Genomic DNA, 26,337 nt, shown 5'->3' with positions numbered 1-26,337 from the left:
AAAAGCGTAGCCATTTGCTACGCTTTTGTTTTTTCATTCGCTTGTGCAAGCTTTTTATTTGTGATGTTCCAATGAGAGTCATGCCAAACCACATTATCTCCATCGAAGATTAATACTTGAGGAGATTCGTGCTTCACTCCTGTTTGCTCTGCAATCGCATTGCTTAATGACCTTGCATCTTGTACGTTCAAATAATACAACGTTTCATTTTCGTTATCCGCTGCAAACTTTTGAAATTCTTTAAAAGCTTCATGACTCACAGGGCATGTTGTGCTGTTCTTCATAAGGATAATACGATTTCTTTGCTCTTTTACTAGATTCCAATCTTGTTCATTTTGTAGTTGAATAAGTGACATAGCGATTTCTACCTCCATTATAAAAAGAAAAGAAAAAGAAACAAGTTCTTTTTCTTATCTTTTCATATTCATACAATACTTATCAATATTTTTGCTCTACTAATTCCTGTTCATTTGCAGGGTCATAATCCAATTGACCTTCTTCTTGGATATCGTCTGTAATTTCGCCATACAGTTCAGACGCATTTTCTTCTTCTTTCGCGCGCCACTTATCGATATCTTTGCGAAGGTTTGAAGTAAGATCTTTTACCTTTGTCGCAACTTGATTCGATTGCTCAGACACTGTCTTCACAATGTTTGAGGATTTTTCACGAGCCAAATGAGAGATCTCGTTACTTTTATCCTTTAGATAAACCGCTTGTTCATTCAGATCGCTTCGTAATTCTTTCCCTGCTTTCGGCGCTAATAATAGCGCTGCAGCAGCTCCTAACATACCACCAACAAGTGCACCGATAATAAAATCTTTGCTATCAATGTTCTGATTGTTGTTGTTGCTCATTTAGACTCCTCCTCTGGAATATTGTCTTTGTGTTGTTTCAACATTGGATTTTTTGAGTTTATACTTTTCCCATAAATTCAATGCTGCATTTCCCCATTGAACCGCTTGCGATATTTGCTTAGACTGTCGCTCTGTTTCAACCGTAATCTGGTCTGTTACTTTGCGGACAGATTGGTTCACCTTTTGAACGGATTGACCGAAATCTTGAACGGCAGAGAACACGTTGTTAAGTGAATCAGATTTCTTTTGAACATCCTCGGCTAACTGGTTTGTTTTATGTAACAAATCGGTTGTCTCGCGCGTTACGCCATCTAATTGCTTCTCTAGACTTTCTAGCGTTACCGCGACATGATTGAGGGTAATTTGTAGTGATTTTAAAGCCCCTGATAAAAAATAAACGAGTACGACAAATGCAACTGCGACTAATGCTACACTGATTGAGATAATGATATCCATTATTCGAGACACCTCCTGAAAGTATATTATTGCTTTTTCCCGAGTTTATATCAAAGGAAACGTGTTTTTTTATAGTATTCTTTACCACTTCATGAAAATCCTTTTCTAGAACATTACAAATTGTTTAAATTAAGTTAAAATAAAGAAGATATCAAATATATAGGGGGCTTTTTCAACATGAGAGATCCAAGAATTCAACAACTAGCAAAAAACTTGATTACATATTCGGTAAACCTGCAAAAAGGTGAGAAAGTATTAATTGAAAACTTCGGACTACAAAAAGAACTCGTGAACGCACTTGTTCAAGAAGCATATGCTGCTGGCGGTTTTCCATTCGTTTTACTTAAAGACCATTCTGTCATGCGCGCTCAATACACACAAGCAACTGAAGAACAGATGGAAATGATCGCGAAGCATGAAGGTGATCTTATGAACCAGATGGATGCTTATATCGGTCTTCGTTCAGGTGACAACATCAACGAAATGTCTGATGTTCCTTCCGAGAAGATGGCACTTTATGAAAAAACAATCTTTGCGATGCACCGTAAGATTCGTATCAAAAAGACAAAATGGTGTGTGCTTCGTTACCCGAACGCATCTATGGCACAATCTGCTAGCATGAGTACAGAAGCTTTCGAAGACTTCTATTTTGAAGTATGTAACCTTGACTATGGTAAAATGGATGACGCGATGACTGCACTAAAAGATCTGATGGATAAGACGGATAAAGTTCGCATAACAGGGCCGGGAACTGATCTATCGTTTTCGATCAAAGATATTCCATCCATTAAATGTTCAGGACAAAACAACATTCCAGATGGTGAAGTATTCACGGCTCCCGTTAAAGACTCCGTTAATGGTACGATTTCGTATAACACGCCATCTCCATATAACGGCTTTACTTTTGAAAATGTACAGTTGACGTTTGAGAACGGTAAGATTGTAAAAGCGACAGCAAACGATTCAGAACGCATCAACAAAATTTTCGATACGGATGAAGGTTCTCGCTATGTAGGTGAGTTTGCGATCGGTGTTAACCCTTTCATCAAGCATCCGATGAAAGATATTCTTTTCGATGAGAAGATCGACGGCAGCTTCCACTTTACGCCTGGTCAAGCGTATGAAGAGGCGTATAACGGAAATGAATCAAATATCCATTGGGATATGGTCATGATCCAACGTCCTGATTACGGCGGAGGAGAAATCTTCTTTGATGACGTGTTGATCCGTAAAGATGGCGTTTTCGTTCTACCTGAATTAGAGCAATTAAACCCTGAGAATTTAAAGTAATACTAGTAGAAAAGCTCTGTAAGTAGTTGATTTTCGTTCCAGGATGCTCGCTTTCCGAGGGGCGTGCGGTGAGCCTCCTAGCGCTCTGCGCTGTTAGGAGTCTCACCTGTCCCGCTGATCCCCCAGGAGTCTCCCACCTTGCACTACAATCAACTTATCAATGAAGCATAAGCCTTAGCAGGGATAAACTTTCTCGAATAAATCAAATAAAAATACAAAAAAGACTTGCCGGCTGGCAAGTCTTTTTTCTTATGGTTTTGCAGTCAGTGTTTCTTCATATGCTCTTTGGAACTTTTGAATATCTCCAGCACCCATGAATAACAAAACACCATCTTTGTATTTTTTTAGTACATCCACTTTGTCTTCTGTAATGAATTGAGCGTTTGGAATTTTTTCTATTAAATTCTCGATTGAAAGATTTCCAGCATTCTCTCTTGCAGAACCAAAAATGTCGCAGAGGTAAACATGATCCGCTTCACTTAGTGCTGCTGCAAATTCGTCTAAGAACGTCTTTGTTCGTGTAAATGTATGTGGTTGGAAGATCGCTACTACTTCACGATTTTTGTATTTATACTTTGTTGCTTCGATCGTTACTTTAATTTCAGTCGGATGATGAGCATAGTCATCGATCAAGATTTGATCACCAACTGATTTTTCAGAGAATCTTCTTTTAACACCAGTAAAGCTCTTCAATTGCTCTTTAATAATATCCATCGGTAATGTCTCATAATGACAGATCGCAATGACAGCCAGTGCGTTCAGTACGTTATGTGTGCCATATCCAGGAATCTGGAACGTGCCATAAAACGTATTGCGAACGAATACATCAAATGTAGTTCCTTCATCACCACGATTAACATTCTTAGCTTGGAAATCATTATGATCACCAAAGCCATAGAATACGACGGGCACTTGTGCATGAATCTCTTGAAGGTTTGCATCATCACCACATGCGATGATCGCCTTTTTCACCTGCATCGCCATCGCTTGGAATGCACTGATTACATCTTTTAAATCAGAAAAATAATCAGGATGATCAAAATCAATGTTGGTGATAATCGCGTAGTCCGGATTATAAGATAAGAAATGTCTGCGGTACTCACATGCTTCAAACACGAAGTATTCGCTTCCCTTACTACCTTTACCTGTTCCATCACCGATTAGATAAGAAGTAGGCTTAGCAGCACCAACAACATGAGCTAATAAACCTGTTGTTGACGTTTTTCCGTGTGATCCTGTCACTGCAATCGATGTAAAGTTAGATAGATACTCTCCGAGGAAATGGTGATATCTATGAATAGGAATATTTTTCTCATTTGCAGCTTGAATCTCTTCATGCTGTTCGCCAAAAGCATTACCTGCGATAATCGTTTGACCTTCTTCAACGTTGTTCTTGTCAAACGGTAACACCGGGATGTTTTTTTCTTCAAGTGCTGTCTGAGTAAAGATAAATTGTTCAATATCAGAACCTTGAACTTCATGACCATTGTCATGAAGAATTTGTGCCAACGGGCTCATTCCTGTCCCTTTAATTCCAATAAAATGGTATTTTGTCATGTATAGCCCTCCACAAAAAGAACACCTTCTAAAAGGCCTATTTGTATTATTATATGCCTGCTGTCTGAAACGGTTATTTATGCACAGTCAGGATTGATTCGGAATACTTGAACCATTATAGCAAAGTTGTTGTCCGTTCACCATGATAGACAAATGATAAAAGTCTAATAGAGCTTTTTATCTATTTTCCCCAACTTCTTCAAAATAATAATAGCAGTTATTCCACTAGCTCTAGTCTTGGATTATGACGATAGATTCTTCCTGCTTTTGCTTGATGTTGTTCATTCATCATAACGTTATCACCGGTAAATCCTATATTAATCTTTAATAGATTGCTGCCTACCCCATAAATATCTACGGGTACTTTTTGTTCTTCAAACTGCTCGATTCTTTCTTTTTTAAATCCACCGCTAACAACGATTTTAACATGTTGGAATCCTTCTTCATCCAGAGCTTTTCGAAGTGCAAAGATCAGTTCTGGATTCACACCCCTCGGATCAAACGAACCTAGTACATCTGGGTTTCTAAAGAAATATTGATCGACCATCGTTCGTGAAGTATCAACCCTTACCCCTTTTAAAGTCTCTCCAAACTCTCTCGCTACTTTTAGAGCATCTGTAATCACATCGTTGTTATAGTCAACAAGTGAGATAAGATCGTCTTCAGGGTATTTCGCATGATAAGCTTTCGTAGCTTCTACAATATCCCCGTTAAAGATTTGAATGAGAGCATGTGGCATCGTGCCCATCCCTTTTTTGCCCCACCATTCATTCATCGCATGTGTAGCCTGAGCGGTTGAACCACCAATATAAGATGCATAACCATCTCCAGCTTGCTGTGCAAAATGGTCGTCTCTGTCGCCCATGAAGATGACCGGCTTCTGAACACCAGATTTACTAGCAGCTTTAACAACATTATAAACATTCGTAGCAACCGACGTTCTTCTGGCTAGTATTCCATCGATCATTCCTTCTAAGAAACCAAAGTTTTGATAAGGACCCTTGATCGTTAACACCGTTTCAAACGGGGAGATTTTATCTCCATCTTTTAAAGAATGAATCTCTAAAGAATCTACATCCTTAGCAAACGTTTTAATAAGAGCGATCGCTTCATCCGAACCGCACAAGACGGCGTCATTCTTTTGAAAGAACTGCATCGTTACGATATTATCTGGTTTGAATGATTCTACAATCTCACATGTTTTAAGAAAATAAACAGCAGAGAACCAACCTTCCCTGATCCGTTCATCGAATTTAAATGTTTTATTCGTGAGCCGCTTGATTTTTCCTTGCAGCTTTAATTCTATCTCTTTCATTAATTTACTCCTCATGACTTATTCCAAGGTATAAAAGAAAGGGAACTATTCCCCACACTATAATAGCGAACAAGGCACAATAACTCAAGAAAATCATTTGATAGTTAACTGTGGAACCTTATGAGAAAGCGTAAAAAAATTACAATATGTCAAATTTACCGATATAAACGGAAACTTGCCGATAAAAAGCTTTTTTCGCTGATACAATCTGTTTTTTGCCGATATCATTTTATTTTCGCCGAAATCCTTACTTTCTGTAAAATTCCAGCCTAAGGCAATCTCTGCTTACATAAAGAAAGAGCCGATGTAAGGCGTCCCCCACAATCAGCTCTTTCCTATAGATTTATTACTCAACACCGCTATATAAACGACTCTCTAGTTCTTCTTGTGTAAGAAGAACATGTCTTGGTTTACTTCCCATCGTTTCAGAGACGAGGCCGAAGCTTTCCATCATGTCTACTAATCTTGCTGCACGGTTGTAACCAATTCTAAATCTGCGCTGCAAGCTAGAAGAGGATGCTGCACCTACTTCGATAACATAGTAACAAGCTTCTTCGAAAAGTTCGTCTTCTACTTCTGTTGTTTGCTGATGCTGAATCAGTTCTTCACGAGTAAAAAGATATTCTGTTTGGTACTCTTCTTTTACGTAACGTGTTACTTCTTCAATTTCTTCATCAGATACGAACGTTCCTTGAATACGTACCGCTTTGTTCGAGCCATTCTCCATAAAGAGCATATCGCCCCGTCCTAATAATCGTTCTGCACCACTCATATCTAGAATGGTCCTTGAATCGATCGCGGACGAAACGGCGAATGCTGTACGAGTTGGAACATTGGCTTTGATCAGTCCTGTGATAACATCTACTGATGGCCGCTGTGTTGCAAGTAGAAGATGGATACCACATGCTCTTGCCTTCTGTGCAATTCGACAGATTGCTTCTTCAACTTCTTGTGGTGAAACCATCATCAGATCAGCCAACTCATCGATTACCACAACAATATAAGGCATCTTGTTTTTATAATGCTGCTCTTCTTCCATCTTTTGATTGTAACGCTTTATCTCTCGTACACCTGTTTTTGCAAATTCTTCGTAACGACGTTCCATTTCTTCGACCGCCCATTTTAAAGCAGCCGTTGCTTCTTTTGCATCTGTGATAACAGGCGTCACTAGGTGCGGAATGTGATTGTATGGTGCAAGCTCGACCATCTTAGGATCGACAAGCAACAATCTCACATCTTCCGGCTTTGCTTTATACAGCAAGCTCACAAGTATAGAGTTGATACAAACGCTCTTTCCTGATCCTGTCGCTCCTGCAATAAGTCCGTGCGGCATCTTTTGAAGATCTGTCACTACAGGTGCTCCTGAAATGTCTAATCCGAGAGCCACGGTCAGGGAAGATGCAGAATCCTTAAACACATCATCTTCAATGATCTCACGTAAATAAACCGCTCTGCTATGCTGGTTCGGCACTTCTATGCCAATTGCATTCTTTCCTGGAATCGGCGCTTCAATTCTTATGTCACGAGCAGCCAGGCTAAGTTTTATATCATCTGTAAGGTTAGTAATCTTGTTTACCTTTACGCCTGGAGCAGGCTGAACTTCAAAACGTGTAACCGCTGGACCTTTTGTCATGTGAACCACTTTTGCATTCACATTAAAGTTATCCAGTGTTGATTGAAGTGTGTTCTTTTGTTCGTTTAACCAAAGATCATCATCTTCAAGTGAGACCTTAGCTTTATTTAATAATGACAATGGTACAAACAACTGGTTATCTACAGTTTCAGTTCTTTGATGGATGTTTAACTCAGTTCTTGTAACTTGTCTCCTCTCTGACTTTTGAATTTCTGGTGTGGAAACAGGACGAGTTAGTGACTTTCTGTCCTTTTTTAGCATCAACACATTAAAAGGAACGAATTGCCCGCCACTTTTTGAAGTTTCCTTCTTCGGCTGTGTTTGTTCATTAACTACAATTTCTCGCTCTTGCTTTTCTTGTATTATACTAGGAGGTATCTCTTGAACAGGCTGTGTTTCAGATCTTTCCGTGCCTTTTTCAGCAACATCAGACACATCAACAGGTTCACTGATCTGGTTTTGTTTTTCCGCGCTCAGATTTTGAACCACGTGATTCTCCTCTGACACATAGACAATATCGGGTTCAACAATCATTTCAAGAGAATTAATATGCTGTTCTTCTTCTACTAAATCCTGATTAGTATTTATTACTTCTTCTACGACCTGTATTTGGCTTTGTTCAACGATACTATTGTTTGCCTGCTCCTCACTTACATTCTCATGCTCTTGAGAAAACGTCGAACTCTCTGTTGTTGCAGCAGGAAGAACTTCTTCAACAGACTTTAAAAGTTCTTCAGTCACAGAATCCTTATCAGGTATATCTCTACCGATGAACAAAATACCTTCAGGCTTTCTCTTTCCATATCCGTATACAGGAGATGGAACATCTGTTGGTGTAAACCTCGATTTCACCTCAGGCGTCGTGTCTTTATGTTCTGGCTTAGCCTGTGAATCATTTTTATTCTTTCTTTCGTATCCGTAAACAGGTGAAGGAACGTTTGAAGCCTTGAAAGCTTGTCTTTTTGGTTCTTGGTTGAAGCCCGAAGAGTTACCGTTAGGTCTTCTATTATCATTTTGATGAGTACGTTGCTCACGAACAGGACGTTCTTCTCTGTATGACTTCTCTTCCCTAACAGGATTTTTATACGAGTGCGTCTCTTTCTGCTGATATGTATGTCTTTGTGCAGTTGGTTTTACCGTTTTTTCATCAGGAATCACAGGAAAACGAAATGGTGCATTCTCGGGATACTTGTGCAGCATTTTCGCAGGATGCTGAATATTTGATGGAGACGGTTTTCTTCCATTACTTGCAAAAGGAGCTGGCTTTGCCCTCTGATTATTTTCCATTTTTTCAGGCGATTGCTGTTTTTTTACAGGCTCCTGACTTTTTGTTCTCTCTTCCTCATAGTAGGAATCATCTTCATTTTCATCGTCAAAAAAAGTGTTCATTAATTTTTTTATCCAACTCATCTTCTCACCTATTTCTGTTGGTTGTTTCTTTATTGTAGCGAAAATAGAAGAGAAACAATAGTATAAATATTCATCTATAGCACATGCATGTTAAAAGATAAGAAATAAAAACCACTAGATGATCTAGCGGCTTTTATTATCAATCAATCTGTTGTTTCTTCTTCTACTGGTCTATTCTTGGCTAAAATAAAGACAGGTTCTAACTCTTTGTTGTCATACATAAACGGTAAAGCTGTGATCGGCACTCGTCCGTTCATAAAAAATTGCATCGCCATCTGAGCTAAGATATCGTATCCTTGCTTATTCTTAATATCTGCAACGATCAACACATCCTGATGTGGTATAGCCACTGCCATTTCTCCAGAAATTTTCTTCTTCATCTCTTCTAAAAAAGCAATGTTTAGGATTCTGCTCGCATCGTATCCATCGTTATGGTTTAAAAAGAAGAACGTATTTCCTGCAACTTGATCTTCTTTATGATCTGTTGATAAACGCTTTACATTGAATCTTGCCGAATCAAGTATTAGAGACTCTTCAACCTTTAACTCCCTCATCTTATTATTCGTAAGAAGCTTATAGGTTTTGCCTAGGTCTAAAGCATAATATATCCTTGTCTCTGCTGTGTGCTCTTGATAAAAAAGTTCTTCTCCTTCTGGCGTTTCCATTGGAAAGGATGCAGAACGAATGACTGGAAAGATGCGTGATAAGGTATTTGAACTCTCGCCTTCATGTGAAGCGGCATTCAATCCTTCTTCTACGTAATACACCAATTTATCAATAAGCTCATCTTTTTCTTTTGACCAGCGTGCACTTAGCCCACCAAGTGACAAGGTTACACCTTTACCTGTTTCCTTATTTGTGATCCGAAGCGTTTCCTCTTCTCTATCGTATGAAAATTCTCGGGTTGGACTCATTAATTTCTCTTGTAGCGTTTTCTTTAGTTTAATGGAACTGCTCATCTATGAATCCTCCTTTCCTAAACAACGGGTTATACGTAACGTGAAAAACCTCCTAATGGAGGTTTTTGTTCACTTACTTGCTGTTCTCTTCTTTATAATCTACTACTACTTCTGTTCCTAGTCCGCCACGCGCGTTCCAGTTTCCAACTACTTTAATGTACTTTGGCTTAAGCAGCTTTACTAGGTCTTCCAAAATACGATTTGTAGCATGCTCTTGGTAAATTCCGACGTTTCGATATGAAGTTAGGTAATACTTCAAAGACTTCATTTCTACTAGATCTTCGTTTGGAATATAGCTGATGATAATATCAGCAAAATCAGGAAGACCTGACCAGGGACATACAGATGTGAATTCAGTTGTAGGAATGGTTACCATCGTATCTTTTCCTACATACTCATATGGAATGGTTTCTAATATATCAACAAGGATTACGTTCTCATCTTGGATGTCAAAACGAATACCTTCATATTTGCTGTGGTTTACTTCAACTTTAGCCATCAAAAATACTTCCCTTCACGTAAAAAAATCTTTTTTTGTTATTATAACATACTCTTTTAACCTATTTTGAAGGAATGTTAAGCTCTTCTAAAAAGGCAACAATCTGCTCTTTCGTCTTTCTCTCTTTATTCACATAACGTCCAATCTCTTCGCCATCTTTGAATGCGAGGAAGCTAGGAATTCCGAAAATATCAAGCTCCTGACAAAGTTCGATCAGTTCGTCACGATCTACGTAAACAAATTGATAGTTAGAATATTCTTCTTCAATTTCAGGCAGGATCGGTTTGATCACTACACAATCCGGGCACCAGTCTGCAGAAAAAACTGCTATTGTAACATCCTTTTTAATTGTTTCTTTAAATTGTTCGATCGATTTCATGTTTTCCATTATAATCGTCTCCTTATTGATTCAGCTTCATATCGCCGAATTTAATATATCCTTTTTTTCTTAACCATTCTGAAAGCACTAAGCTAATAATAATAGGTCCTATAAAATGCAAAATAAATATAGCAAGAAACGTTTCAAAGGTAAAGCCCATCGTCCTGAGCGTCATGATTTGGCCTACGAGACCGCTCGTTCCCATCCCTGCTCCAGCTGGAATATTCTCCATCTGAAAATAAAGAGTTCCAACGGGTGCTAATAGGATACCGGCAACCGTCGGCGGAATTAGAATATAAGGATTTTTAACTACATTCGGAAACTGTAGTTTAGAAGTACCGATTCCTTGTGTCAAAAAGCCTCCAAATCCATTTTCCCGGTATGAACTCGTGGCAAACCCAATCATTTGTGCCGCACAACCAATCGTTGCTGCACCAGCCGCTAGCCCCTCAAGACCAAGCATCATCGCTATTGCTGCTGATGAAATCGGACCTGTTAGTGCAAATCCGAGCAATATAGCTACTAAGATCCCCATAATTAAAGGACGCTGATCTGTTGACCACATAACGAGTTGGCCAAACGCCTTCATGAATTGATCGATTCCCGGCCCAATGAATGTAGCAATCGTAAAACCTGTAAAAATGGTAACTGCAGGAGTGATTAAAATATCAAACTTTGTTTCTTCTGATACTAACTTTCCTACTTCTACAGCTATTAACGAAGCTACATAACATCCAGCTACACTCCCAAGATCCGCTCCTGCTGCCCCCGCTATACCCGCTGAAAATATGACGAGTGGAGGAGCCTTTAATCCGTACGCCACAGCCGTACCAATCACTGGACCCATCAAAGTCATCGCTAATTGGCCCATCTCTGTAAAGAATGGTAGCGAGAGTTGCTCACCGATCGTCTTAAGAATCAATCCTATGATTAGCGACGCCATCAATCCTAGTGCAAAATATTGAAACCCCGTAATAAAATACGTTTTGGGTGAAAGACTTACCCCTTTTTTATTTAGAAAATCCCTCATTTAAAATGACTCCTTTAGCTAATCTGTTAAACATGTCCCTCAAACATTATAACTTGTTTTAAACCCATGTAAAGACAGGTGTAAAGTTAATTAGTTTTACATACAATTCTTTTTACTTTGAAACTTAAAATAATTCAAAAAAGACCGATAAAATGGCTGGGGGGAATTCATATGAACTTGTCGATACGAAGAAGAGTGCGAATGATGCTTTTCATCAGTTTAGCCGGAATGGTACTATTACTTGCATTTATTGGATTATTTTTATGGCAGAACACCCAAATGGAAGAAGAAAGAGATTCCGTACAACTAACATTACGTTCTAGCAATGATATTCAGAGTAAATTTAATGAAGTACGTAAACTTGAACAAGAGTATTTAAGAGATCCTAGCACAGAATCAAAAGAAAAGGTGCTAACCTCTTTAAGTGACTTACAAAAGGAAATAAATAAAGTAGCAAAAATAACGAATAGTTCTTCATTAAAAGGAATAGAAAAAGACTTGTCCTCTTATCAATTATCATTTAATTCAGCCACAAGTCTTACTACTCAACTTAATGCGTTAAAGCAGATGATGACAGAAACATCTAACAATTTTTATGCTTCTGTAAAAGCGATGAACGACCAAACTTTATTGATCACACTATTGCAGATGCAAACGTATGAAAAAGAAGTATATATTAAATATGACACCACGACTGTAGAGAACTTTAAAGAAAGTGCTCAAACGTTTGATCGAATGTTGGATGAAAAAAATTTGCCAGCCGATCAGTTATCTACTTTTAAATCAAACTTATTAAAATATACAACCTCTGCAGATACAATCCAAACGATCACAAAAAAAATCGAGGAAGATATTTCAACTTTTGAGAAGATCGCAAATGTTGTAGATCAATCAACAAAAGATGCAGAGAGCAATTTGCAGAAAGAAAACGCAGAACTGATAAAAAATCAAAAATCAGTTAAGTTCTGGCTAACGATCAGTTTAATAGGATTGAGTATCGTGATTCTATCAATATTAAGCGTAATCGGTGTTTGGCTATTACGCTCTATTCAATCTTCTATCTCAGTTTTAAAAGAAGGTGCATCCATAATTGGTAATGGTGACCTCTCTTACCGGGTAGAGACGAATTCTAAAGATGAAATGGGAGAATTAGCTCAAACCTTCAATAACATGGCTGAAAAAATGCAAAAATCAATGAACGAAGTAAAAGATGCCGCTGAAAAACTTACGAGTTCATCTCAAAACTTAGCAGCAGTATCAGAAGAGACTACCGCACAAAGCGATGAAGTGACAGAAGCGATCTCACAAGTAGCAACAGGAGCTCAAAGTCAAGCTGATCACCTGCAAGAATGTACTCTTCTCCTTTCAGATGTGACTGGATATATTAAAGAAACGGCTTCAATCAGTGATGAGATCGCTTCAGATGCTATTCAAGCTGAGAACGATGGAAAAGCAGGATCCAGTATCGTTCATCAACTAAATACACATTCTGAGAACTTTTTAGAATTAGCTCAAAGCCTGATCTCAGAGATTCAAGATGCGAGTAAACAATCCAAACAGATTAATTCCATTGTTGAAACGATTCAAGAGATAGCTGGAAGTACAGATCTTCTAGCACTCAATGCTGCCATAGAATCCGCAAGAGCTGGTGAAGCAGGCAGAGGCTTTTCTGTCGTTGCTAGTGAAGTAAGAAAGCTTGCAGAACGTTCTAAGAACGAAGCGCTAAGAATTCAGCAGCTTGTTAAGTCGATGACGAACCAGATGGAACTGTTATCAAAAGAAACGGTGCGCTTTGAACAATATCGTGTTGATCAAGTTGAATCTGTTCAACAGACAGAAAAAGCGTTCTCGAGCATCATTCACAATGTATCTCAGATTAACGGAAGAATCTCTCAAGTAAAAAGTGCAATCGGTCGGGTTGAATCCGCTAATGAAAACTTATCTGAAAAGCTCTTTGAAGTAAGTGCGATCTCTGAAGAATCTGTTGCTACAAGTGAACAAGTTAGCGCTTCAAGTATTCACCAAAAAGAAGCCATCCACCAAGTGAACGTTGCTGCAACAGAACTGCAAGAAATTGCACTTACTTTACAAGAAGAGGTAGATCAATTTTCTTTAGGAGAGAGAGAAATCCTCATTTCCAAAGAAGAAATAGACTTCATCGATACATATCAAGAAGCTGCGGCTACTATAGCGGCTACTGTTGAAGAAAGTGATATGGAAGAGTTTGAATATCAATATGAAGATAAAGAAGATCTTGAAGTGGAGACAGTTTCGAATTCTGATCACCAATTTCAAGAAACAGAATTAGAGAATGACACGGAGTCTGTTCGTTCTTTAGATCATGAAATCAAAAAAGAAGACTAGATATAAAACCCGGTGATCATTCACCGGGTTTTAATAATTCCCACTCAATTGTGTATATTTTCTATGTTCTTTATACGTTTTAGAAAAGAAATGACTCCATGTACCGTCCTGTTTTGCAACAAAGAAAAAATAGTCGTGTTCTTCAGGATCTGCTGCAGCTTTTAATGAGGGAAGATCCGGACTTGAAATCGGTCCTGGCGGCAAACCCTTATTTATATAGGTATTATAGGGACTTTGAATTTTGAGGTCTCTTCTTTTTAGGGTTGCTTTCGGTTTTTCAAGCAAGTATTGAACGGTGGAACATGATTGCAGCTTCTTACCTTCCTCTAAACGATTGACAAAAACACCAGCAATTCTTCGCTTCTCTTCGTTTAATAAAGCTTCCTTCTCAATAATAGAAGCCAACGTAATCATTTCATAAGGAGTTTGATCTGTATGAATTGTTAATTTCTTCGTTTCATCGACCATTCTTTCTGTCATTTGATGAATAACATCGCCTGGTTTCATGTTCTTTTCAAGATAATACGTGTCTGGAAAAAGAAGTCCCTCCACAGCAAACTTTATATTTGTTTTTTTTACATTCTTATTTATTCCTAACTGTTCTTGCTGTTCTTCAGTTAATGTATTCCAAGATCTCGCTGCTTCAAGAAACTGGTTTCTATCCGCAATTCCCGACTTGTTTAATCGATCTGCAATCTCTAGAACAGTTAATCCTTCTGGGATGATTACTTCCATAGCTTCAGTTTCATTTTCCAATGTAGAAAGATCTTGAAGAATCTCTCTATATCCTTTTCCCTGTTTAATCGTATGTTCTCCTGGTACAACTTTACTCTTCATCCCAGTAACTGATGCATAAAGTGAGAATAGAATAGGGCTTTTAATAAATTCTTTTTCTTCTAGATGCTTGGATATCGTTTTAAAATCACTGTTTTCTCTTATAATAAAAGCCTTCTCTGCTGTACCATACGGTGGTGTAACCATATATAAGATCCAAACAAAACATAATACGATGAGAATACCGAAAATAATCATTCTTCTTATTCCACTTGAGTTCAAAGTCAAAATCCGCCTTATTTTTTGTTTCTAATTTTCCCTGATTAATTACATTCATACAAAAAGGCTGTTAGATAAGGTAGACAAACCTTTTCTAACAGCCTTTATAGTTATCTTATGAAAAGCATTTCGTTTACACTTTTCATTTGTTCATATTATATATATATTGTCCTAAAAGAATCGTGGAAATATGCAGAAACATCTCGCTTCGAGACAGCATACCACTAGTGAAAACACCTATCGCTCCATCCTTTTTTCTGATTTCAGGGTCTCTTGTTAACTCACCCATCAATGTTCCAAGTTCCTTCCCCTGCTTAAGACCTGTTACGATCAATGAAGGCAGCAAGATACGAGCTCCTGCGGCTGAAAGAACGTTTCCCTTTTGGTCAGCCACTGCTCCCCAATTACATAAATACATACCATCTTCAAGCTCCATAACACCGCCTTCAAAACCAATACCGATGTCTGCCCCTTGCTTTACACAATCTTTCGCACGGTTGATAGCACCGATCTTGGTTTCCTCATCAGAAAAAGGCTGAGCCGAAACCAATGAATCAGAAGAGTAGGAAACAAGGTCAGATTCCTCAAAATACTTAATAAAAGGCAGAGCTGCTTTTATTTTTGCAGGATTAGATGATCCAATTCCAATTTTCATCACATGCTCATCCTCAACTGTTTTCTAAGATCGTTCGTAATGTGGATTCATCTGCTGTTTTAACAAGTCTTATTAACAACTCTTTTGCAGCAGCATAATCATCTACATGTATCATAGAAGCATGCGTATGAATATAACGAGAACAAATCCCAATCACTGCAGAAGGCACACCATTTCCGGAGACATGTACACTTCCTGCATCTGTTCCGCCTTGTGAAATGAAATATTGGTAGGGAATTTTGTGAGTTTCAGCTGTATCTAGGATATATTCTCTCATACCACGGTGAGTTACCATCGTTCTATCTAGAATTCTTAACAACGCACCTTTTCCAAGTTGTCCAAATTCACTTTTATCCCCCATCATGTCATTCGCAGGACTTGCGTCTAATGCAAAAAACAGGTCAGGTTGGATCAAGTTCGCTGCCGTTTTTGAACCTCTCAGTCCAACTTCTTCTTGAACAGTAGCACCACTATACAATTCGTTAGGCAACGTTTCACCCTTTAATTCTTTTAATAATTCAATCGCTAAACCAACACCGTATCGATTGTCCCATGCTTTCGCCATGATTTTCTTCGGATTGGCCATCGGTGTAAACGGACAGATCGGAACGATTTGCTGTCCCGGCCTTACACCCAGGTTATGAACTTCTTGATCGTTATCTGCGCCAATATCTATGTACATATTTTTAATACCCATCGGTCTGTTACGTTGATCCTCAGAAAGAAGATGAGGTGGAGTCGAGCCGATAATACCTGTTATAACATCACCTTTATCTGTGTAAATATTTACGCGTTGAGCTAATAGAACTTGGCTCCACCAGCCACCCAACTCTTGAAACTTAAGCATACCGTTCTTCGTAACCTTAGTAACCATGAAACCAACTTCATCCATGTGCCCCGCTACCATAATCTTTGGACCGTTTCCTTTTTTCACACCAAAGATGCTGCCAAGACCATCTTGAATAATTTCATCTGATACAGGTTCGATCTCTTTACGGACAAACTTACGAACATCTCTTTCAAAACCTGGAGCACCAGGCAATTCAGTCAATGTTTTAAACAAGTCGAGTGTTTCTTTATTCATATAAAAACAACCCCTTCTAATTAGTCACATGTACATTTTTATTGTACACCTAATAAGAAGGGGTTTTCTATACTTATGAATGTTCTAGATTTCGTAAGTGATCGGATCTGCTGCTCCAGCTTCTTTAAAACCTTTCAAACGTAATACACAGCTGTCGCATTGTCCGCAAGCTGCCTCTTTCCCATTGTAGCAAGAAGTTGTTAGATCGTATGGTACTTCAAGAGAAAGGCCTTTCTCAATCGTCTCTTTCTTAGACAGAGAGATCAATGGTGTTTCTACTGAAATGTTTTTCCCTGTCACACCGGCTTTTGTTGCTAGATTGATCGTTTCCTCCATGCTCTGAATGAATTCAGGACGGCAATCTGGATAGCCGCTATAGTCAACCGCCGAAACGCCTGTATAAACGGCTGTAGCTCCGATTACTTCTGCATAAGCGCTTGCAAGCGATAAGAAAATCATGTTTCTAGCAGGTACGTAAGTTACAGGAATCCCTTCTTCTGCCTCAGTTGGTACTTCTACCGTTTCATCGGTTAGTGCACTTCCACCTATATCTTTTAAAAAGGTAAGGTCTACAATTCTATGGTCTGCTACACCATAGTACTTGCCGACTTCGATCGCTTGTTCAACTTCTCGATTATGGCGTTGCCCATAGTGAAAAGTAATCGGGTAAAGGTCATATCCTTGCGCTTTTGCGATCCCCATGCACGTTGTGCTATCAAGTCCTCCGCTTAAAACAATAACCGCTTTTTTGTTCATGGTTAAACCCCTCTCTCTTCTGGATGCCAAATAACTTTATGAAGTTGAAGACTAAGCTTTCCATTTGGTAGTGGATTCGCTAATAGAAGTTCAACAAGACGCCTCGGAGGCATGCTTTCCCAAACAGGGCTTACAGAGATCTGACCATTTCTGTAATGTTCAGAGACCACTTGTTTCGTTATCTCAAAATCGTTCTCTGATCCAACAACAAATTTGATCTCATCTTGGTGCTGAAGCTCTTTGAAATTATCCATGTGCATTCTGTCCATCTCACCAGAGGCTGGGAGCTTGTAGTCCATTACGAATCTCATCTTTTTTTGTAAATCATGGTGAGAGTTGCGTAATTCCTCAAATGGCTGAATATCGATTGCCCCATTCGTTTCAATGTGGATATCTACAATATGATCCAAGTCAGCCATCGCTAGCAGCAAGGCAGCTGATTTTTCTCTATGAATTAAAGGCTCTCCACCTGTAAAACAAATTCGTTGTGATCGAAACGACTTAATCGTATTCACGATCTCTTCTATCGTTGCTTCAAACTCTGGTTTAGCAGGTGCATAACTGTATGTCGTATCACACCACGTGCAACGAAGATTGCAATGAAAAACACGTACAAAAACCGTTGGATACCCAGCTTGAAGTCCTTCACCTTCAACCGTTTCAAAGATCTCGACCATAGGAATTTTCCAGTGTTTCCAAACGTCTTTAGATGGCAGATCAAACATCGTCTTCCACCATCCATTCTCTTTTCATTACAGCATAGCTAGTAGGTGTCTCATACAGTTTAAGCTCTTCTAACCTGTGCCCTTGTTCAGTTAGACCACGATCGTTAAGTTCAAGGTCAATTTGCTCCCAAATCCAAACCACCATATTTTCAGCAGTCGTATTCATTGGAGGAAGAACTTCGTTTAAATATTGATGATCTAATTTGCTGTCAATTGCTGATTTGAAAATTTCTTTTATCTCTCCAAAGTCAACGGCAATACCAATTGAATTAACAAAACCGCTCATTGTGATCACTAGTTTGTATGTGTGACCGTGGAGATTTTTACATTTCCCATCATAGCAATGCAGGTGGTGAGCCGCATCAAAGGTAAACTCTTTGCATACGGCAACTCGCTTATTATGGTACTTTAATTGTTCGCTCTTAATGTCACGACCAAGTATTTGAACATCTGTTGGAATTTTATAAGTCATTCCTGTTCATCCTTTCAAGTGGAGCACGAAAACAAAAAAACTCTGCTAAAAACGCAGAGAGTGTAAATGTTCATTCTTCACGCTCCCTAGTTTTGTTTTAAGAGGGGTGGGAATTTCGAACCCTCCATCTTTATCAAGAGTATCTTATCAAAAAAGCCCGAGAAAAAGAAGGCTTTTCTTTGTTATACTGGTTAAGAAGATCCAATACGATTTGAAAATGAACTTACATAAGGTGGGAATACGAATGAATTGGAGAAACCTGATTCTAGCAGGCCTGACAGGTGCTGCTATAGGTTATGTTGTTACAAAAAAGCAGACAGAGACCGTCACACCCGAAAAAGCGTTAAAACAATTGAAAGAAAAAGCAAGTGAGCATTACAGAATCTCTGGTGCCTGGATCATGGTTAAAGCAGAAGAAAAGAACGTGCATGGCCTTCCATACTCTGTTTATAAAGGTGGTTTTTCAAACTCATCACCCGGAACAGAAACATCTCATTTTGAATTTTTAATAGATGCTTCAACAGGAAGTCTATTGGAGTTAATACAGAAATAAAGGCTGTTTTCTTAGATCTTGTTGCTTTAGGAAGTGTTGATATTTGTTTTTGTGTCAGGCAGCTCGCTTTCCACTCAACTTTCAAAGGTGAAAAGGATTTAAAGAAAGGGAGCGTTTAGAAAATCAACAAAGCAACATAAAAAAGCCCTTAGGACACTTCCTAAGGGCTTTCCTATGAAGATTTATCGATATATGTTTGTTTGGTCGTAAAGGTTGTTGTCGATCTTAAATTTCGTAGTAAGATACTGACGCTTCTCCCAAACAGCTAAGATGAATAATGGAACGAGGATCAGAACGAATAATAGTGCAGTAACAACGATCCAGTCCATATGCGTTCCAAGGTCAGACTCATGTGCTTTTTTATAATCTTTAATTTGAGAATTTGCCTTAGCTACAGCAGCCTCAGCTAAAAGTTCATTTTTGTCAGCATCATAGAACACAACTTCTGTGTGATCGAAGTAAAAGATGTTGTCTCTAACTGTATCGTAGTTAGCAATGGCAACTGTTACTTCAGATGCGTCTAATTTTGAATCTTGGTTTGGATAAGTCTCAATGTCTGTTAATGTGAGTGAACCCTTTTTTAAATCTTTGTGCTTACTTTCAATTCCTTTTTCAATGGTCTTTTTCATTTCATCTGTAGCTTGTTCTGCAGATGCAAGAGTACCAATGGTTAAAAACAGTGCTAGAACGGTAAAAATGGCAACTAACTGTTTTTTCATTTTTAAATCCCCTCTCATTTCACTCTTAAGATTTTAAGATATAAATAAAGTTCATCATGACATGCCTCTCATATTTTAACATATCCTGTCGATTTCGACATTCACTTGAAAACGGAAAATATGTGACGGTTTTTCTACATTTTTGGTGACCGGGGTACTCTTTCTAATATTTCACCCTTCTCATCCCACTTAACAGCACGATAAATACAATCATGATAAAAGAAATACCATGTGTCAGGTTTTATCCATTTTTGTTTTTGAGAGATCGAAGTCATAGGATAATCATCATAAGCCAGAACCCATAATGGATTATGATGTGCATGAGTAGGCATGATATCACCGATGTGATAGATTTTTTCACCATTCTCTGTTGTAAGCTCGATCAGTGAATGCCCATCACTATGGCCTCCTGTATGAACCATTCTAATGCCTCTCATAACTTCTATCTCTTCTTTAAACGTCTTTACTTGTTCTTGAATAGGTTCCCAATTTTCTTTCCAATATGTATTCTGAGACCTGATATTTGGATTCTTTAGCTCATTCCATTCTGTTTCAGAGGTGTAAATAACAGCGTTTTCAAAAACAGGTACTAACTGACCATCTTCCCATCTCGTCAATCCAGAGGCATGATCAAAGTGCATATGAGTCATGAGAATAATATCAATATCAGCAGTTGTCAAACCTTCTTTTTCTAAACTTTTTTCGATAAGTGACTCTTCGGTAACTCCATAATTTCTTTTTTGTTTTTCTGTTAATTTCCCAAAACCGATTCCAGACTCGATCAATATGTTCTTTCCTTCATACCCTTGAACAAGAATAGGCTCTGTTCTCAGTTCGATCTGATTATTGTCATTAACAGGGTATTTTCTTTCCCACAAAGGCTTTGGAACGACTCCAAACATAGCACCGCCGTCCATATGTGTAACCCCGCCGTCCAACCAGGTCAGAGTCTTTGTTCCGATTTTCCACTGATCCATATTCTTTCTCCTTTCTATTCCGATCTCCTTACAAGTGTATCATAAGAAACAGAAATCGTATGAAAAGAAAAAACCCAAGCATATGCTTAGGTTTTTATGAACGAAATTGTGCTTCCATGCGGTAGATTCTAAATCCTTTTTCAGAGAATTTCTCTTCATATTCAGTCATTATGTTATCTTCCATATCACTCTTATGAAGATCAAGACTTACCAGATTGAAGAACATACCGTAAGTTGACATACTATGAAGAGAATATTCAAACAACCCTTGATTATCAGTCTTGAAATGAATTTCTCCTGGCTTTTTTAATACCGTCTCATATCTCTTAAGAAAACTTTCATGAGTTAATCTTCTTTTTGCATGTTTAGATTTTGGCCATGGATCTGAAAAATTAAGATAAACACGTTCAATTTCTCCTGGCTCAAAATAATCAAGTAAATGTGAAGCATCTGCTCTAATCAGTTTAACATTCGGTTTTTCGTCTTCAAGTATACGGTCTAGCGCGGTAATGATGATGCTATCATAAAGCTCCATGCCTAAATAATTTATAGAAGGATTTTGTTTACCCATCCCATTAATAAATTGTCCCTTACCTGTTCCAACTTCAATATGAATCGGGTTATCGTTGCCAAAAAAAGAATGCCACTTTCCTTTCATCTTTTCTGGTTCAACTGAAACATAATTAGGATTTTCAATTAATTTGTCTTTAGCCCAAGGCTTAAATCGTTGACGCATATTTTCTCCCCACTTTTTCCACTTTTATATACGATTTCATTTACTTTCATAAATTGAACGAAGGATATTTTTTCAGCATAATCCATAAGCTATGCAATGAAAGGATGTGCAGCGAAAATGCCATTAAATCACAATGATCAATTGCATATTATCAGAGATCTTCTTCAAGACCATTATACCGATTGTGCTGGTTCACCATCCGAATGTGCTCAATTAGAACGTCTTGCTGCACATTTATTGGAGAACGGTGCCGTTCATGAAGAAGTTCGAAACATCTTGTCCAACATTAATGAATATAGCCATACCGGCTTTTCACATCAGCATCTAGAAGAGCATATTACGAATCATCGCCCACACTTGGAATCATGGATCAACACGATTCAAACGCATCATCCATATTAAGACACTATTCCCTAGGAAATAGTGTCAGATGATCATATATATTGTCAGAGTTAGATGGAACCCGCAAGTTTTTTAATACTTTCTGCAAAACGGGCAGTCTCTTTAGACTGTCCCTTTTCTTTATACCAGAAAAAAGAACTTATCGTTTGTGCCAAAACATACCAATGCATTCTTCTTTCTAAGTCATCATCGAGTGTTTCTCCATAGGTTTCGAGCCATTCTTCCCATTTTTCGTATGGAATATAGCTATAGAGAAGCATTCCAAGATCAAGAGCTGGATCAGCAATCATTGCTCCATCCCAATCGATCAAGTATAATTCATCAGATTCACTTAACAGCCAATTGTTATGATTTACATCACAATGACATACGACTAAATTATCAACTTCAACTTCAGAGGCAGTCTCCATTAAATAAGCAAAAGAATCATTGATGATTTCTAAATAATCTTTTTCTTTACGCATTTGCAATTGTATATCGTTTAAAAGGTCAACTGGCGTTAACCTTTTCTTCTCAAGACGATTCATCATGCCAAGCAACTCTTGAGATCGGTGAATTTTTGACAGAAGTTCTGCTACATTCTCACTTTTCATATCCGCTGCTTTCAGTTCACGTCCGTTTAGCCATTGTTGAGCTGTGATCACATCTCCATTACCTAACCTTTTTGTCCATAAAAGTTTGGGTACAATTCCTTCTGCAGAAAGAACAGCTAAAAACGGAGAGGAATTACGCTTTAAAAACAGTTTTTGGTTCCCATATTCAGCTATATATGCTTCTCCCGTTGCTCCGCCAGCAGGGGAAACCTGCCAATCTTCTCCCAAAATCTGTTCCAAAATGTTCACCTTCTTGTCTAGTTAAGAAATCCGTTTTTTATTAGTTGTTCGTTTAAATATAATAGCTTTTCCGTATCGAATTAAATTACTGCGAAGTCATTATTTTAACACAAAAAATCAAGAAAAGCACTTGATTCTTGATTCTTTACAATCCTAAACAGAATATACCAAAGAAAAAGACAATGGTTTTAATTGATATAGATCTTCGTTGATTAACCGATTATCGTATTTTTCATCTTCAATCACTAACGTCCATGTGTTTTTTTCTACCGGGATTAATATCGCTTTAGTTGTTTGGTTAAAAAGTAATAAAACATTACTCCAATATGAAGTATCCTTTTTTATATCGTTGGTTGGTAGGTGCAACTTAAATCCCAGACCGCCATCTGGGACGATCCATTCCAAAAGTTCAGTCGAGCTTTCAAGGAAGATAGGCTGTGTTTTCCTTATTCTAATCAGCTGTTTGAAATAATCAACTTCTTTATGAAAAGATTCACATCGATTCCAGTCAAACGCATTTATGGTGTCTGGGAGGTTATAACTGTTCTCTTCACCTTTCTTCGTTCGAAAACATTCTTGCCCAGCGTGGATAAATGGAACACCTTGCGCAAAGATCGTAAACGCTAAGGCGAGCTGTTGTCTTTTTCTGCGCATAAATTCATCTTCAAATGGATGTCGGATAAACAATAAATCAAACAAAGTGTGATTATCATGACATTCTGTATAATTAATGCTTTGCTCAGGTTTCTTAAACGTTGAATTCTGACCTGAATAACCCCTCATCACGTGCTTCATTTGATGTTTGATTCGTTCATCATAATTACCATTTATAAATCCGCTCTGACCGTCAGGAAAGATGCTCCCCTTTACATGGTCCCGAAACGCATCATTGAAAAAAGAATACGAAGGCATCTTTTTAGCAGATGAAAGAGTAGCTCGTTTTTCTGGTTCTAAATTCGTATTTAAGTCCCAACCTTCTCCAAGTAGGAATACGCCAGGATTCAATGATGTAAGTTTTTCAGCTGCCTGGTTCATCGTTTCAACATCATGAATCCCCATCAGATCGAATCGGAATCCATCTACTTTATATTCACTCATCCAATACGTTAAAGCATCTAGGATGAACTTTCGCATCATTTTTCTTTCCGATGCTGTATCATTTCCTACACCGGTTCCATTAACCGGGTTTCCCCCATTATCATAACGAAAAAAATAGCCAGGAACGAGTTTTTCAAAAGGTGATTCTTCTCTTTTGTATACATGGTTGTAGACCACGTCTAAAATAACAGAGAGCCCATTTTGTTGGAGTGTGTGTATTAATGTTTTCAATTCTTTTATCCTGCAACTGGGATCGTAGGGATTCGTTGCATACGATCCTTCAGGAGAAAAAAAATGAACCGGATCATATCCCCAGTTGTACGCTGAATCAGGCATTGTTTCATCAACACTTCCGAAGTCTGCTACAGGCAACAATTGAACGTGAGTGATACCGAGACTTTTCAAGTATTCCAATCCTGTATGAAACCCAGTGGGTGTTTTTGTTCCTGCTTCTGTTAATCCTAAATATTTGCCTTTATTTACAACACCACTATCAGAATGAATCGTTAGATCCCGAACATGAACTTCATAAATAATACTGTCTGTTTTTGAACGAAGGTTTATCTTTTTTCCTGATCGATTCCATCCTTCAGGATCTGTTTCTGGAAGATGGATAACGACCGAATACACACCATTTGCAGTAACAGACTTAGAGTACGGATCTGTTGTTTCTACCCATTCATGGTTTACGTTTACAACAAACAGATATTCTGTAAGATGGTGATCTCCTTCTAACGTAATTTCCCAAACTCCTTTTTCGGTCCGTGACATTTTCTGTTCGATAAAGGTATTAGTTTGTTGGGTTTTATACTTTAGTTTCATCGCAAAAGCTACAGGTGACCAAACTTTGAACGTCGTACTCTCAGGTGTGTAAATCGCTCCAAGACTTGTTTCATCATAATAGAGCCTATCGAACTTTGGTGTACGTACAATGCTACCGATCATTAAAGGGATTCTTGATTCATTAATCGTGACCCAATATCGGTTTTTTAAATCGATTGGCATTCTCGTTCTGCATTTATAGATCACTTGATTATGATAATGTTCCTGTTTATCAATGGTTAACGGCTGAACCACCTTATTATCATCTACCAATGAAAGTGACAGGCTGACCGAAAAGGGCTTATTAACTACAATCGTTATCATAGAAAAATCATCCATATATGCGGACATTGAAATGTGATCACTTTTCATTGAACTCACCCCTCTTTATCGCTATTACATCATATTGAACGTAAAATGAATTGGTTATTCCTTTTTAATATAAAAAAAGAGACTCATCCTAAAAGTAAGATAGATTTACTTTAGGCAGCCTCACTCGTTTGGCGAAGATAACTAAAAAAGTTTATTTATCTTCACTCAGCATTTAAATACTTATTCTTCATTATTCTTCCTGCAATAACGATTGCCGCATAAAAGGCGATCGGTACTATAATTCCAATCATTAGCTGTTCATTGGTTACATCTAGAATCCATTTTTTTAAACCAGACTTCTTTTCGATCAACATCACCCAAAGGAATGCAAAAAGTGCAATATTAAAAAAATCTGTCCATTTCATTTTTATTCCCCACTCATTTATGAATTTATATCTTAACCGAAACCGTACCTGGTTGAACTTTAATACGAACAGGAGTGGTTCCTTTATACTCACCATCGGCATGGATTGCTACAGATCTACGTGTAACAACCTCAATCTCTTTCCCTTTATACTGTGAAACTCCTTGTACATTTACGTGTCCACCCCAAAATACAGAAATAAAGAGCAACAAGAGTTTAAAAAGTGATAGATCATGTACAACACAAACATCTAAGATTCCATCGTTACTCTTAGCTGATGGACAAATTTTCATACCCCCTCCATAATAGGGCATGTTACCCACAGCTACAAGCCAGACCTTATTAAACCCATATTCTTGTCCATCGATTTTTACTTCCATAGAGTCAGGCACATAGAACTTTAGAACCTTAAACAATGTAAAAACATATGCAAGTGAACCTAATTTCAGCTTATGCAGATACTTTTTGTATGCTGCTTCATTTGTGCTCTTTGCTACTTCTCCATCTAAACCAATACCAATTGCACTAATAAAAGACTGGATTTTATTGCTTCGTCCTACAAGTTGAATATTACCAGAATCAGTCTTTACTATTCGGTTGCGTTTCAGATAAAGAAGTTGTTTCTTTAATCCTTTGACATCTTTCGTTAAGACCCTGACGATATCATTACCAGATCCTCCAGATATAAAGCCTAAAGGTATGCTTTGATTTTCTTGCATGCCGTTTAAAACCTCGTGAATCGTACCATCTCCACCTACAGCAATAACAGCTTTAATATCATCTTTGTTTATGTATGTAATCTTCTTCGCAATTTCTGTCGCATGACCGCTATACTCCGTATAAAACGTTCTATAGCTTATCTCTTCCTCGTCCATTACCTTTTTCAATTGATTAAAGGTATGAATTGCTTTTGCGTTGTTTGCATTAATTATAAAGAAAAATTTTTTCATTCCAGTGCGTCCTCAATCT

At 38.0% G+C, this 26,337-nt stretch carries 27 protein-coding genes; 4 read left to right on the top strand and 23 right to left on the bottom strand.

Going from position 1 to position 26,337, the window contains the following annotated elements:
• Positions 1-17 precede the first annotated feature (17 nt).
• The 3 genes from ytxJ to ACOZ9X_RS03590 all read right to left on the bottom strand — a co-directional run bounded on the left by ytxJ (position 18) and on the right by ACOZ9X_RS03590 (position 1,311).
• Entirely contained in the window at positions 18-356 is a 339-nt protein-coding gene (gene ytxJ, locus ACOZ9X_RS03600; RefSeq protein ID WP_144698574.1) for a bacillithiol system redox-active protein YtxJ, read from the bottom strand.
• 82 nt (positions 357-438) lie between these two features.
• Positions 439-855: a YtxH domain-containing protein gene (locus ACOZ9X_RS03595; protein WP_066396870.1), complete on the bottom strand. Its 417-nt coding sequence runs from the start codon at positions 853-855 to the stop codon at positions 439-441.
• On the bottom strand, positions 856-1,311 hold the full coding sequence (locus tag ACOZ9X_RS03590; protein WP_066396872.1) for a DUF948 domain-containing protein: 456 nt from the start codon (positions 1,309-1,311) through the stop codon (positions 856-858).
• 177 nt (positions 1,312-1,488) lie between these two features.
• On the opposite strand from ACOZ9X_RS03590, the gene ACOZ9X_RS03585 reads away from it, so the two are divergent.
• Positions 1,489-2,601, top strand: a complete 1,113-nt coding sequence (locus ACOZ9X_RS03585) for an aminopeptidase (protein ID WP_137788625.1) — start codon at positions 1,489-1,491, stop codon at positions 2,599-2,601.
• Between the two features lie 249 nt (positions 2,602-2,850).
• On the opposite strand, the gene murC is transcribed toward ACOZ9X_RS03585, so the two are convergent.
• The 7 genes from murC to ACOZ9X_RS03550 all read right to left on the bottom strand — a co-directional run bounded on the left by murC (position 2,851) and on the right by ACOZ9X_RS03550 (position 11,383).
• On the bottom strand, positions 2,851-4,158 hold the full coding sequence (gene murC / locus ACOZ9X_RS03580) for a UDP-N-acetylmuramate--L-alanine ligase (protein WP_423417059.1): 1,308 nt from the start codon (positions 4,156-4,158) through the stop codon (positions 2,851-2,853).
• A gap of 217 nt (positions 4,159-4,375) precedes the next feature.
• Positions 4,376-5,473: a nicotinate phosphoribosyltransferase gene (locus tag ACOZ9X_RS03575; RefSeq protein ID WP_423417058.1), complete on the bottom strand. Its 1,098-nt coding sequence runs from the start codon at positions 5,471-5,473 to the stop codon at positions 4,376-4,378.
• Positions 5,474-5,819: 346 nt separating this feature from the next.
• Positions 5,820-8,516, bottom strand: coding sequence for a DNA translocase FtsK (locus tag ACOZ9X_RS03570; RefSeq protein WP_423417057.1), 2,697 nt, complete (start codon positions 8,514-8,516; stop codon positions 5,820-5,822).
• Positions 8,517-8,659: 143 nt separating this feature from the next.
• Positions 8,660-9,475 carry a DUF1444 family protein gene (locus ACOZ9X_RS03565; RefSeq protein WP_423417056.1) on the bottom strand — a complete coding sequence of 272 codons (816 nt, stop codon included), beginning with the start codon at positions 9,473-9,475 and terminating at the stop codon, positions 8,660-8,662.
• A 73-nt stretch (positions 9,476-9,548) separates the two neighbouring features.
• On the bottom strand, positions 9,549-9,974 hold the full coding sequence (gene queF / locus ACOZ9X_RS03560) for a preQ(1) synthase (protein ID WP_423417055.1): 426 nt from the start codon (positions 9,972-9,974) through the stop codon (positions 9,549-9,551).
• Positions 9,975-10,035: 61 nt separating this feature from the next.
• Positions 10,036-10,362 (bottom strand): thioredoxin family protein, encoded by a 327-nt coding sequence (locus ACOZ9X_RS03555; protein ID WP_423417054.1) that lies wholly within the window; start codon positions 10,360-10,362, stop codon positions 10,036-10,038.
• A 13-nt stretch (positions 10,363-10,375) separates the two neighbouring features.
• Entirely contained in the window at positions 10,376-11,383 is a 1,008-nt protein-coding gene (locus ACOZ9X_RS03550) for a PTS transporter subunit IIC (RefSeq protein WP_423417053.1), read from the bottom strand.
• Positions 11,384-11,554: 171 nt separating this feature from the next.
• Here ACOZ9X_RS03550 and ACOZ9X_RS03545 point away from each other — a divergent pair, with 171 nt between their 5' ends.
• The gene (locus ACOZ9X_RS03545; RefSeq protein ID WP_423417052.1) at positions 11,555-13,747 is read left to right on the top strand and encodes a methyl-accepting chemotaxis protein; all 2,193 of its coding nucleotides are present in this window, start codon (positions 11,555-11,557) and stop codon (positions 13,745-13,747) included.
• 30 nt (positions 13,748-13,777) lie between these two features.
• Here ACOZ9X_RS03545 and mltG read toward each other — a convergent pair whose 3' ends face one another.
• The 6 genes from mltG to queD form a co-directional block, all read right to left on the bottom strand.
• On the bottom strand, positions 13,778-14,803 hold the full coding sequence (mltG, locus tag ACOZ9X_RS03540) for an endolytic transglycosylase MltG (RefSeq protein ID WP_423417051.1): 1,026 nt from the start codon (positions 14,801-14,803) through the stop codon (positions 13,778-13,780).
• A 139-nt stretch (positions 14,804-14,942) separates the two neighbouring features.
• The gene (locus ACOZ9X_RS03535; protein WP_423417050.1) at positions 14,943-15,455 is read right to left on the bottom strand and encodes a DUF84 family protein; all 513 of its coding nucleotides are present in this window, start codon (positions 15,453-15,455) and stop codon (positions 14,943-14,945) included.
• A 13-nt stretch (positions 15,456-15,468) separates the two neighbouring features.
• Positions 15,469-16,539: a M42 family metallopeptidase gene (locus tag ACOZ9X_RS03530; protein ID WP_423417049.1), complete on the bottom strand. Its 1,071-nt coding sequence runs from the start codon at positions 16,537-16,539 to the stop codon at positions 15,469-15,471.
• 84 nt (positions 16,540-16,623) lie between these two features.
• Positions 16,624-17,295, bottom strand: coding sequence for a 7-cyano-7-deazaguanine synthase QueC (gene queC, locus ACOZ9X_RS03525; protein ID WP_423417048.1), 672 nt, complete (start codon positions 17,293-17,295; stop codon positions 16,624-16,626).
• Positions 17,296-17,297: 2 nt separating this feature from the next.
• Positions 17,298-18,020 carry a 7-carboxy-7-deazaguanine synthase QueE gene (locus ACOZ9X_RS03520; protein ID WP_423417047.1) on the bottom strand — a complete coding sequence of 241 codons (723 nt, stop codon included), beginning with the start codon at positions 18,018-18,020 and terminating at the stop codon, positions 17,298-17,300.
• The gene (queD, locus tag ACOZ9X_RS03515) at positions 18,013-18,492 is read right to left on the bottom strand and encodes a 6-carboxytetrahydropterin synthase QueD (protein ID WP_423417046.1); all 480 of its coding nucleotides are present in this window, start codon (positions 18,490-18,492) and stop codon (positions 18,013-18,015) included. The genes ACOZ9X_RS03520 and queD overlap by 8 nt, the downstream gene beginning before the upstream one ends.
• Before the next feature lie 244 nt (positions 18,493-18,736).
• On the opposite strand from queD, the gene ACOZ9X_RS03510 reads away from it, so the two are divergent.
• Entirely contained in the window at positions 18,737-19,045 is a 309-nt protein-coding gene (locus ACOZ9X_RS03510) for a peptidase M4 (protein WP_423417045.1), read from the top strand.
• Positions 19,046-19,227: 182 nt separating this feature from the next.
• Here the strand turns inward: ACOZ9X_RS03510 and ACOZ9X_RS03505 are convergent, their stop codons facing one another.
• The 3 genes from ACOZ9X_RS03505 to trmB all read right to left on the bottom strand — a co-directional run bounded on the left by ACOZ9X_RS03505 (position 19,228) and on the right by trmB (position 21,477).
• On the bottom strand, positions 19,228-19,764 hold the full coding sequence (locus tag ACOZ9X_RS03505; RefSeq protein ID WP_423417044.1) for a hypothetical protein: 537 nt from the start codon (positions 19,762-19,764) through the stop codon (positions 19,228-19,230).
• 134 nt (positions 19,765-19,898) lie between these two features.
• Positions 19,899-20,741, bottom strand: coding sequence for a YtnP family quorum-quenching lactonase (locus ACOZ9X_RS03500; protein WP_423417043.1), 843 nt, complete (start codon positions 20,739-20,741; stop codon positions 19,899-19,901).
• A gap of 94 nt (positions 20,742-20,835) precedes the next feature.
• A complete protein-coding gene (gene trmB / locus ACOZ9X_RS03495; protein WP_423417042.1) occupies positions 20,836-21,477 on the bottom strand; it encodes a tRNA (guanosine(46)-N7)-methyltransferase TrmB in 642 nt (213 codons plus the stop codon).
• A 117-nt stretch (positions 21,478-21,594) separates the two neighbouring features.
• On the opposite strand from trmB, the gene ACOZ9X_RS03490 reads away from it, so the two are divergent.
• Positions 21,595-21,879: a YtzH-like family protein gene (locus tag ACOZ9X_RS03490; RefSeq protein WP_186320458.1), complete on the top strand. Its 285-nt coding sequence runs from the start codon at positions 21,595-21,597 to the stop codon at positions 21,877-21,879.
• 50 nt (positions 21,880-21,929) lie between these two features.
• On the opposite strand, the gene ACOZ9X_RS03485 is transcribed toward ACOZ9X_RS03490, so the two are convergent.
• The 4 genes from ACOZ9X_RS03485 to ACOZ9X_RS03470 all read right to left on the bottom strand — a co-directional run bounded on the left by ACOZ9X_RS03485 (position 21,930) and on the right by ACOZ9X_RS03470 (position 26,318).
• Positions 21,930-22,712: a phosphotransferase gene (locus ACOZ9X_RS03485; protein ID WP_423417041.1), complete on the bottom strand. Its 783-nt coding sequence runs from the start codon at positions 22,710-22,712 to the stop codon at positions 21,930-21,932.
• Between the two features lie 153 nt (positions 22,713-22,865).
• Positions 22,866-25,004: a type I pullulanase gene (gene pulA, locus ACOZ9X_RS03480; RefSeq protein WP_423417040.1), complete on the bottom strand. Its 2,139-nt coding sequence runs from the start codon at positions 25,002-25,004 to the stop codon at positions 22,866-22,868.
• A gap of 161 nt (positions 25,005-25,165) precedes the next feature.
• On the bottom strand, positions 25,166-25,369 hold the full coding sequence (locus tag ACOZ9X_RS03475; protein ID WP_423417039.1) for a hypothetical protein: 204 nt from the start codon (positions 25,367-25,369) through the stop codon (positions 25,166-25,168).
• A gap of 25 nt (positions 25,370-25,394) precedes the next feature.
• A complete protein-coding gene (locus tag ACOZ9X_RS03470; RefSeq protein WP_423417038.1) occupies positions 25,395-26,318 on the bottom strand; it encodes a diacylglycerol/lipid kinase family protein in 924 nt (307 codons plus the stop codon).
• Between the last annotated feature and the right edge of the window lie 19 nt (positions 26,319-26,337).

The sequence above is a fragment of the Fictibacillus nanhaiensis genome (genome assembly GCF_049537595.1).
Classification (GTDB): domain Bacteria; phylum Bacillota; class Bacilli; order Bacillales; family Fictibacillaceae; genus Fictibacillus; species Fictibacillus nanhaiensis_F.
The sequence above is the reverse complement of the archived record's forward strand: the minus strand, read 5'-3'. Positions and strand labels throughout refer to the sequence as shown.

Excerpts from the sequence above, each read along its gene's own strand:
- queD (WP_423417046.1), bottom strand. The coding sequence starts at position 18,492 with ATGACTTATAAAATTCCAACAGATGTTCAAATACTTGGTCGTGACATT.
- ACOZ9X_RS03490 (WP_186320458.1), top strand. The coding sequence starts at position 21,595 with ATGCCATTAAATCACAATGATCAATTGCATATTATCAGAGATCTTCTT.
- ACOZ9X_RS03510 (WP_423417045.1), top strand. The coding sequence starts at position 18,737 with ATGAATTGGAGAAACCTGATTCTAGCAGGCCTGACAGGTGCTGCTATA.
- ACOZ9X_RS03475 (WP_423417039.1), bottom strand. The coding sequence starts at position 25,369 with ATGAAATGGACAGATTTTTTTAATATTGCACTTTTTGCATTCCTTTGG.
- ACOZ9X_RS03565 (WP_423417056.1), bottom strand. The coding sequence starts at position 9,475 with ATGAGCAGTTCCATTAAACTAAAGAAAACGCTACAAGAGAAATTAATG.
- ytxJ (WP_144698574.1), bottom strand. The coding sequence starts at position 356 with ATGTCACTTATTCAACTACAAAATGAACAAGATTGGAATCTAGTAAAA.
- ACOZ9X_RS03555 (WP_423417054.1), bottom strand. The coding sequence starts at position 10,362 with ATGGAAAACATGAAATCGATCGAACAATTTAAAGAAACAATTAAAAAG.
- ACOZ9X_RS03595 (WP_066396870.1), bottom strand. The coding sequence starts at position 855 with ATGAGCAACAACAACAATCAGAACATTGATAGCAAAGATTTTATTATC.
- queC (WP_423417048.1), bottom strand. The coding sequence starts at position 17,295 with ATGAACAAAAAAGCGGTTATTGTTTTAAGCGGAGGACTTGATAGCACA.
- pulA (WP_423417040.1), bottom strand. The coding sequence starts at position 25,004 with ATGAAAAGTGATCACATTTCAATGTCCGCATATATGGATGATTTTTCT.
- ACOZ9X_RS03530 (WP_423417049.1), bottom strand. The coding sequence starts at position 16,539 with ATGAATAAAGAAACACTCGACTTGTTTAAAACATTGACTGAATTGCCT.
- ACOZ9X_RS03585 (WP_137788625.1), top strand. The coding sequence starts at position 1,489 with ATGAGAGATCCAAGAATTCAACAACTAGCAAAAAACTTGATTACATAT.
- ACOZ9X_RS03590 (WP_066396872.1), bottom strand. The coding sequence starts at position 1,311 with ATGGATATCATTATCTCAATCAGTGTAGCATTAGTCGCAGTTGCATTT.
- ACOZ9X_RS03535 (WP_423417050.1), bottom strand. The coding sequence starts at position 15,455 with ATGAAAATTGGAATTGGATCATCTAATCCTGCAAAAATAAAAGCAGCT.
- queF (WP_423417055.1), bottom strand. The coding sequence starts at position 9,974 with ATGGCTAAAGTTGAAGTAAACCACAGCAAATATGAAGGTATTCGTTTT.
- ACOZ9X_RS03520 (WP_423417047.1), bottom strand. The coding sequence starts at position 18,020 with ATGTTTGATCTGCCATCTAAAGACGTTTGGAAACACTGGAAAATTCCT.
- ACOZ9X_RS03545 (WP_423417052.1), top strand. The coding sequence starts at position 11,555 with ATGAACTTGTCGATACGAAGAAGAGTGCGAATGATGCTTTTCATCAGT.
- ACOZ9X_RS03470 (WP_423417038.1), bottom strand. The coding sequence starts at position 26,318 with ATGAAAAAATTTTTCTTTATAATTAATGCAAACAACGCAAAAGCAATT.
- ACOZ9X_RS03550 (WP_423417053.1), bottom strand. The coding sequence starts at position 11,383 with ATGAGGGATTTTCTAAATAAAAAAGGGGTAAGTCTTTCACCCAAAACG.
- murC (WP_423417059.1), bottom strand. The coding sequence starts at position 4,158 with ATGACAAAATACCATTTTATTGGAATTAAAGGGACAGGAATGAGCCCG.
- ACOZ9X_RS03570 (WP_423417057.1), bottom strand. The coding sequence starts at position 8,516 with ATGAGTTGGATAAAAAAATTAATGAACACTTTTTTTGACGATGAAAAT.
- ACOZ9X_RS03505 (WP_423417044.1), bottom strand. The coding sequence starts at position 19,764 with ATGAAAAAACAGTTAGTTGCCATTTTTACCGTTCTAGCACTGTTTTTA.
- ACOZ9X_RS03575 (WP_423417058.1), bottom strand. The coding sequence starts at position 5,473 with ATGAAAGAGATAGAATTAAAGCTGCAAGGAAAAATCAAGCGGCTCACG.
- trmB (WP_423417042.1), bottom strand. The coding sequence starts at position 21,477 with ATGCGTCAACGATTTAAGCCTTGGGCTAAAGACAAATTAATTGAAAAT.
- ACOZ9X_RS03500 (WP_423417043.1), bottom strand. The coding sequence starts at position 20,741 with ATGGATCAGTGGAAAATCGGAACAAAGACTCTGACCTGGTTGGACGGC.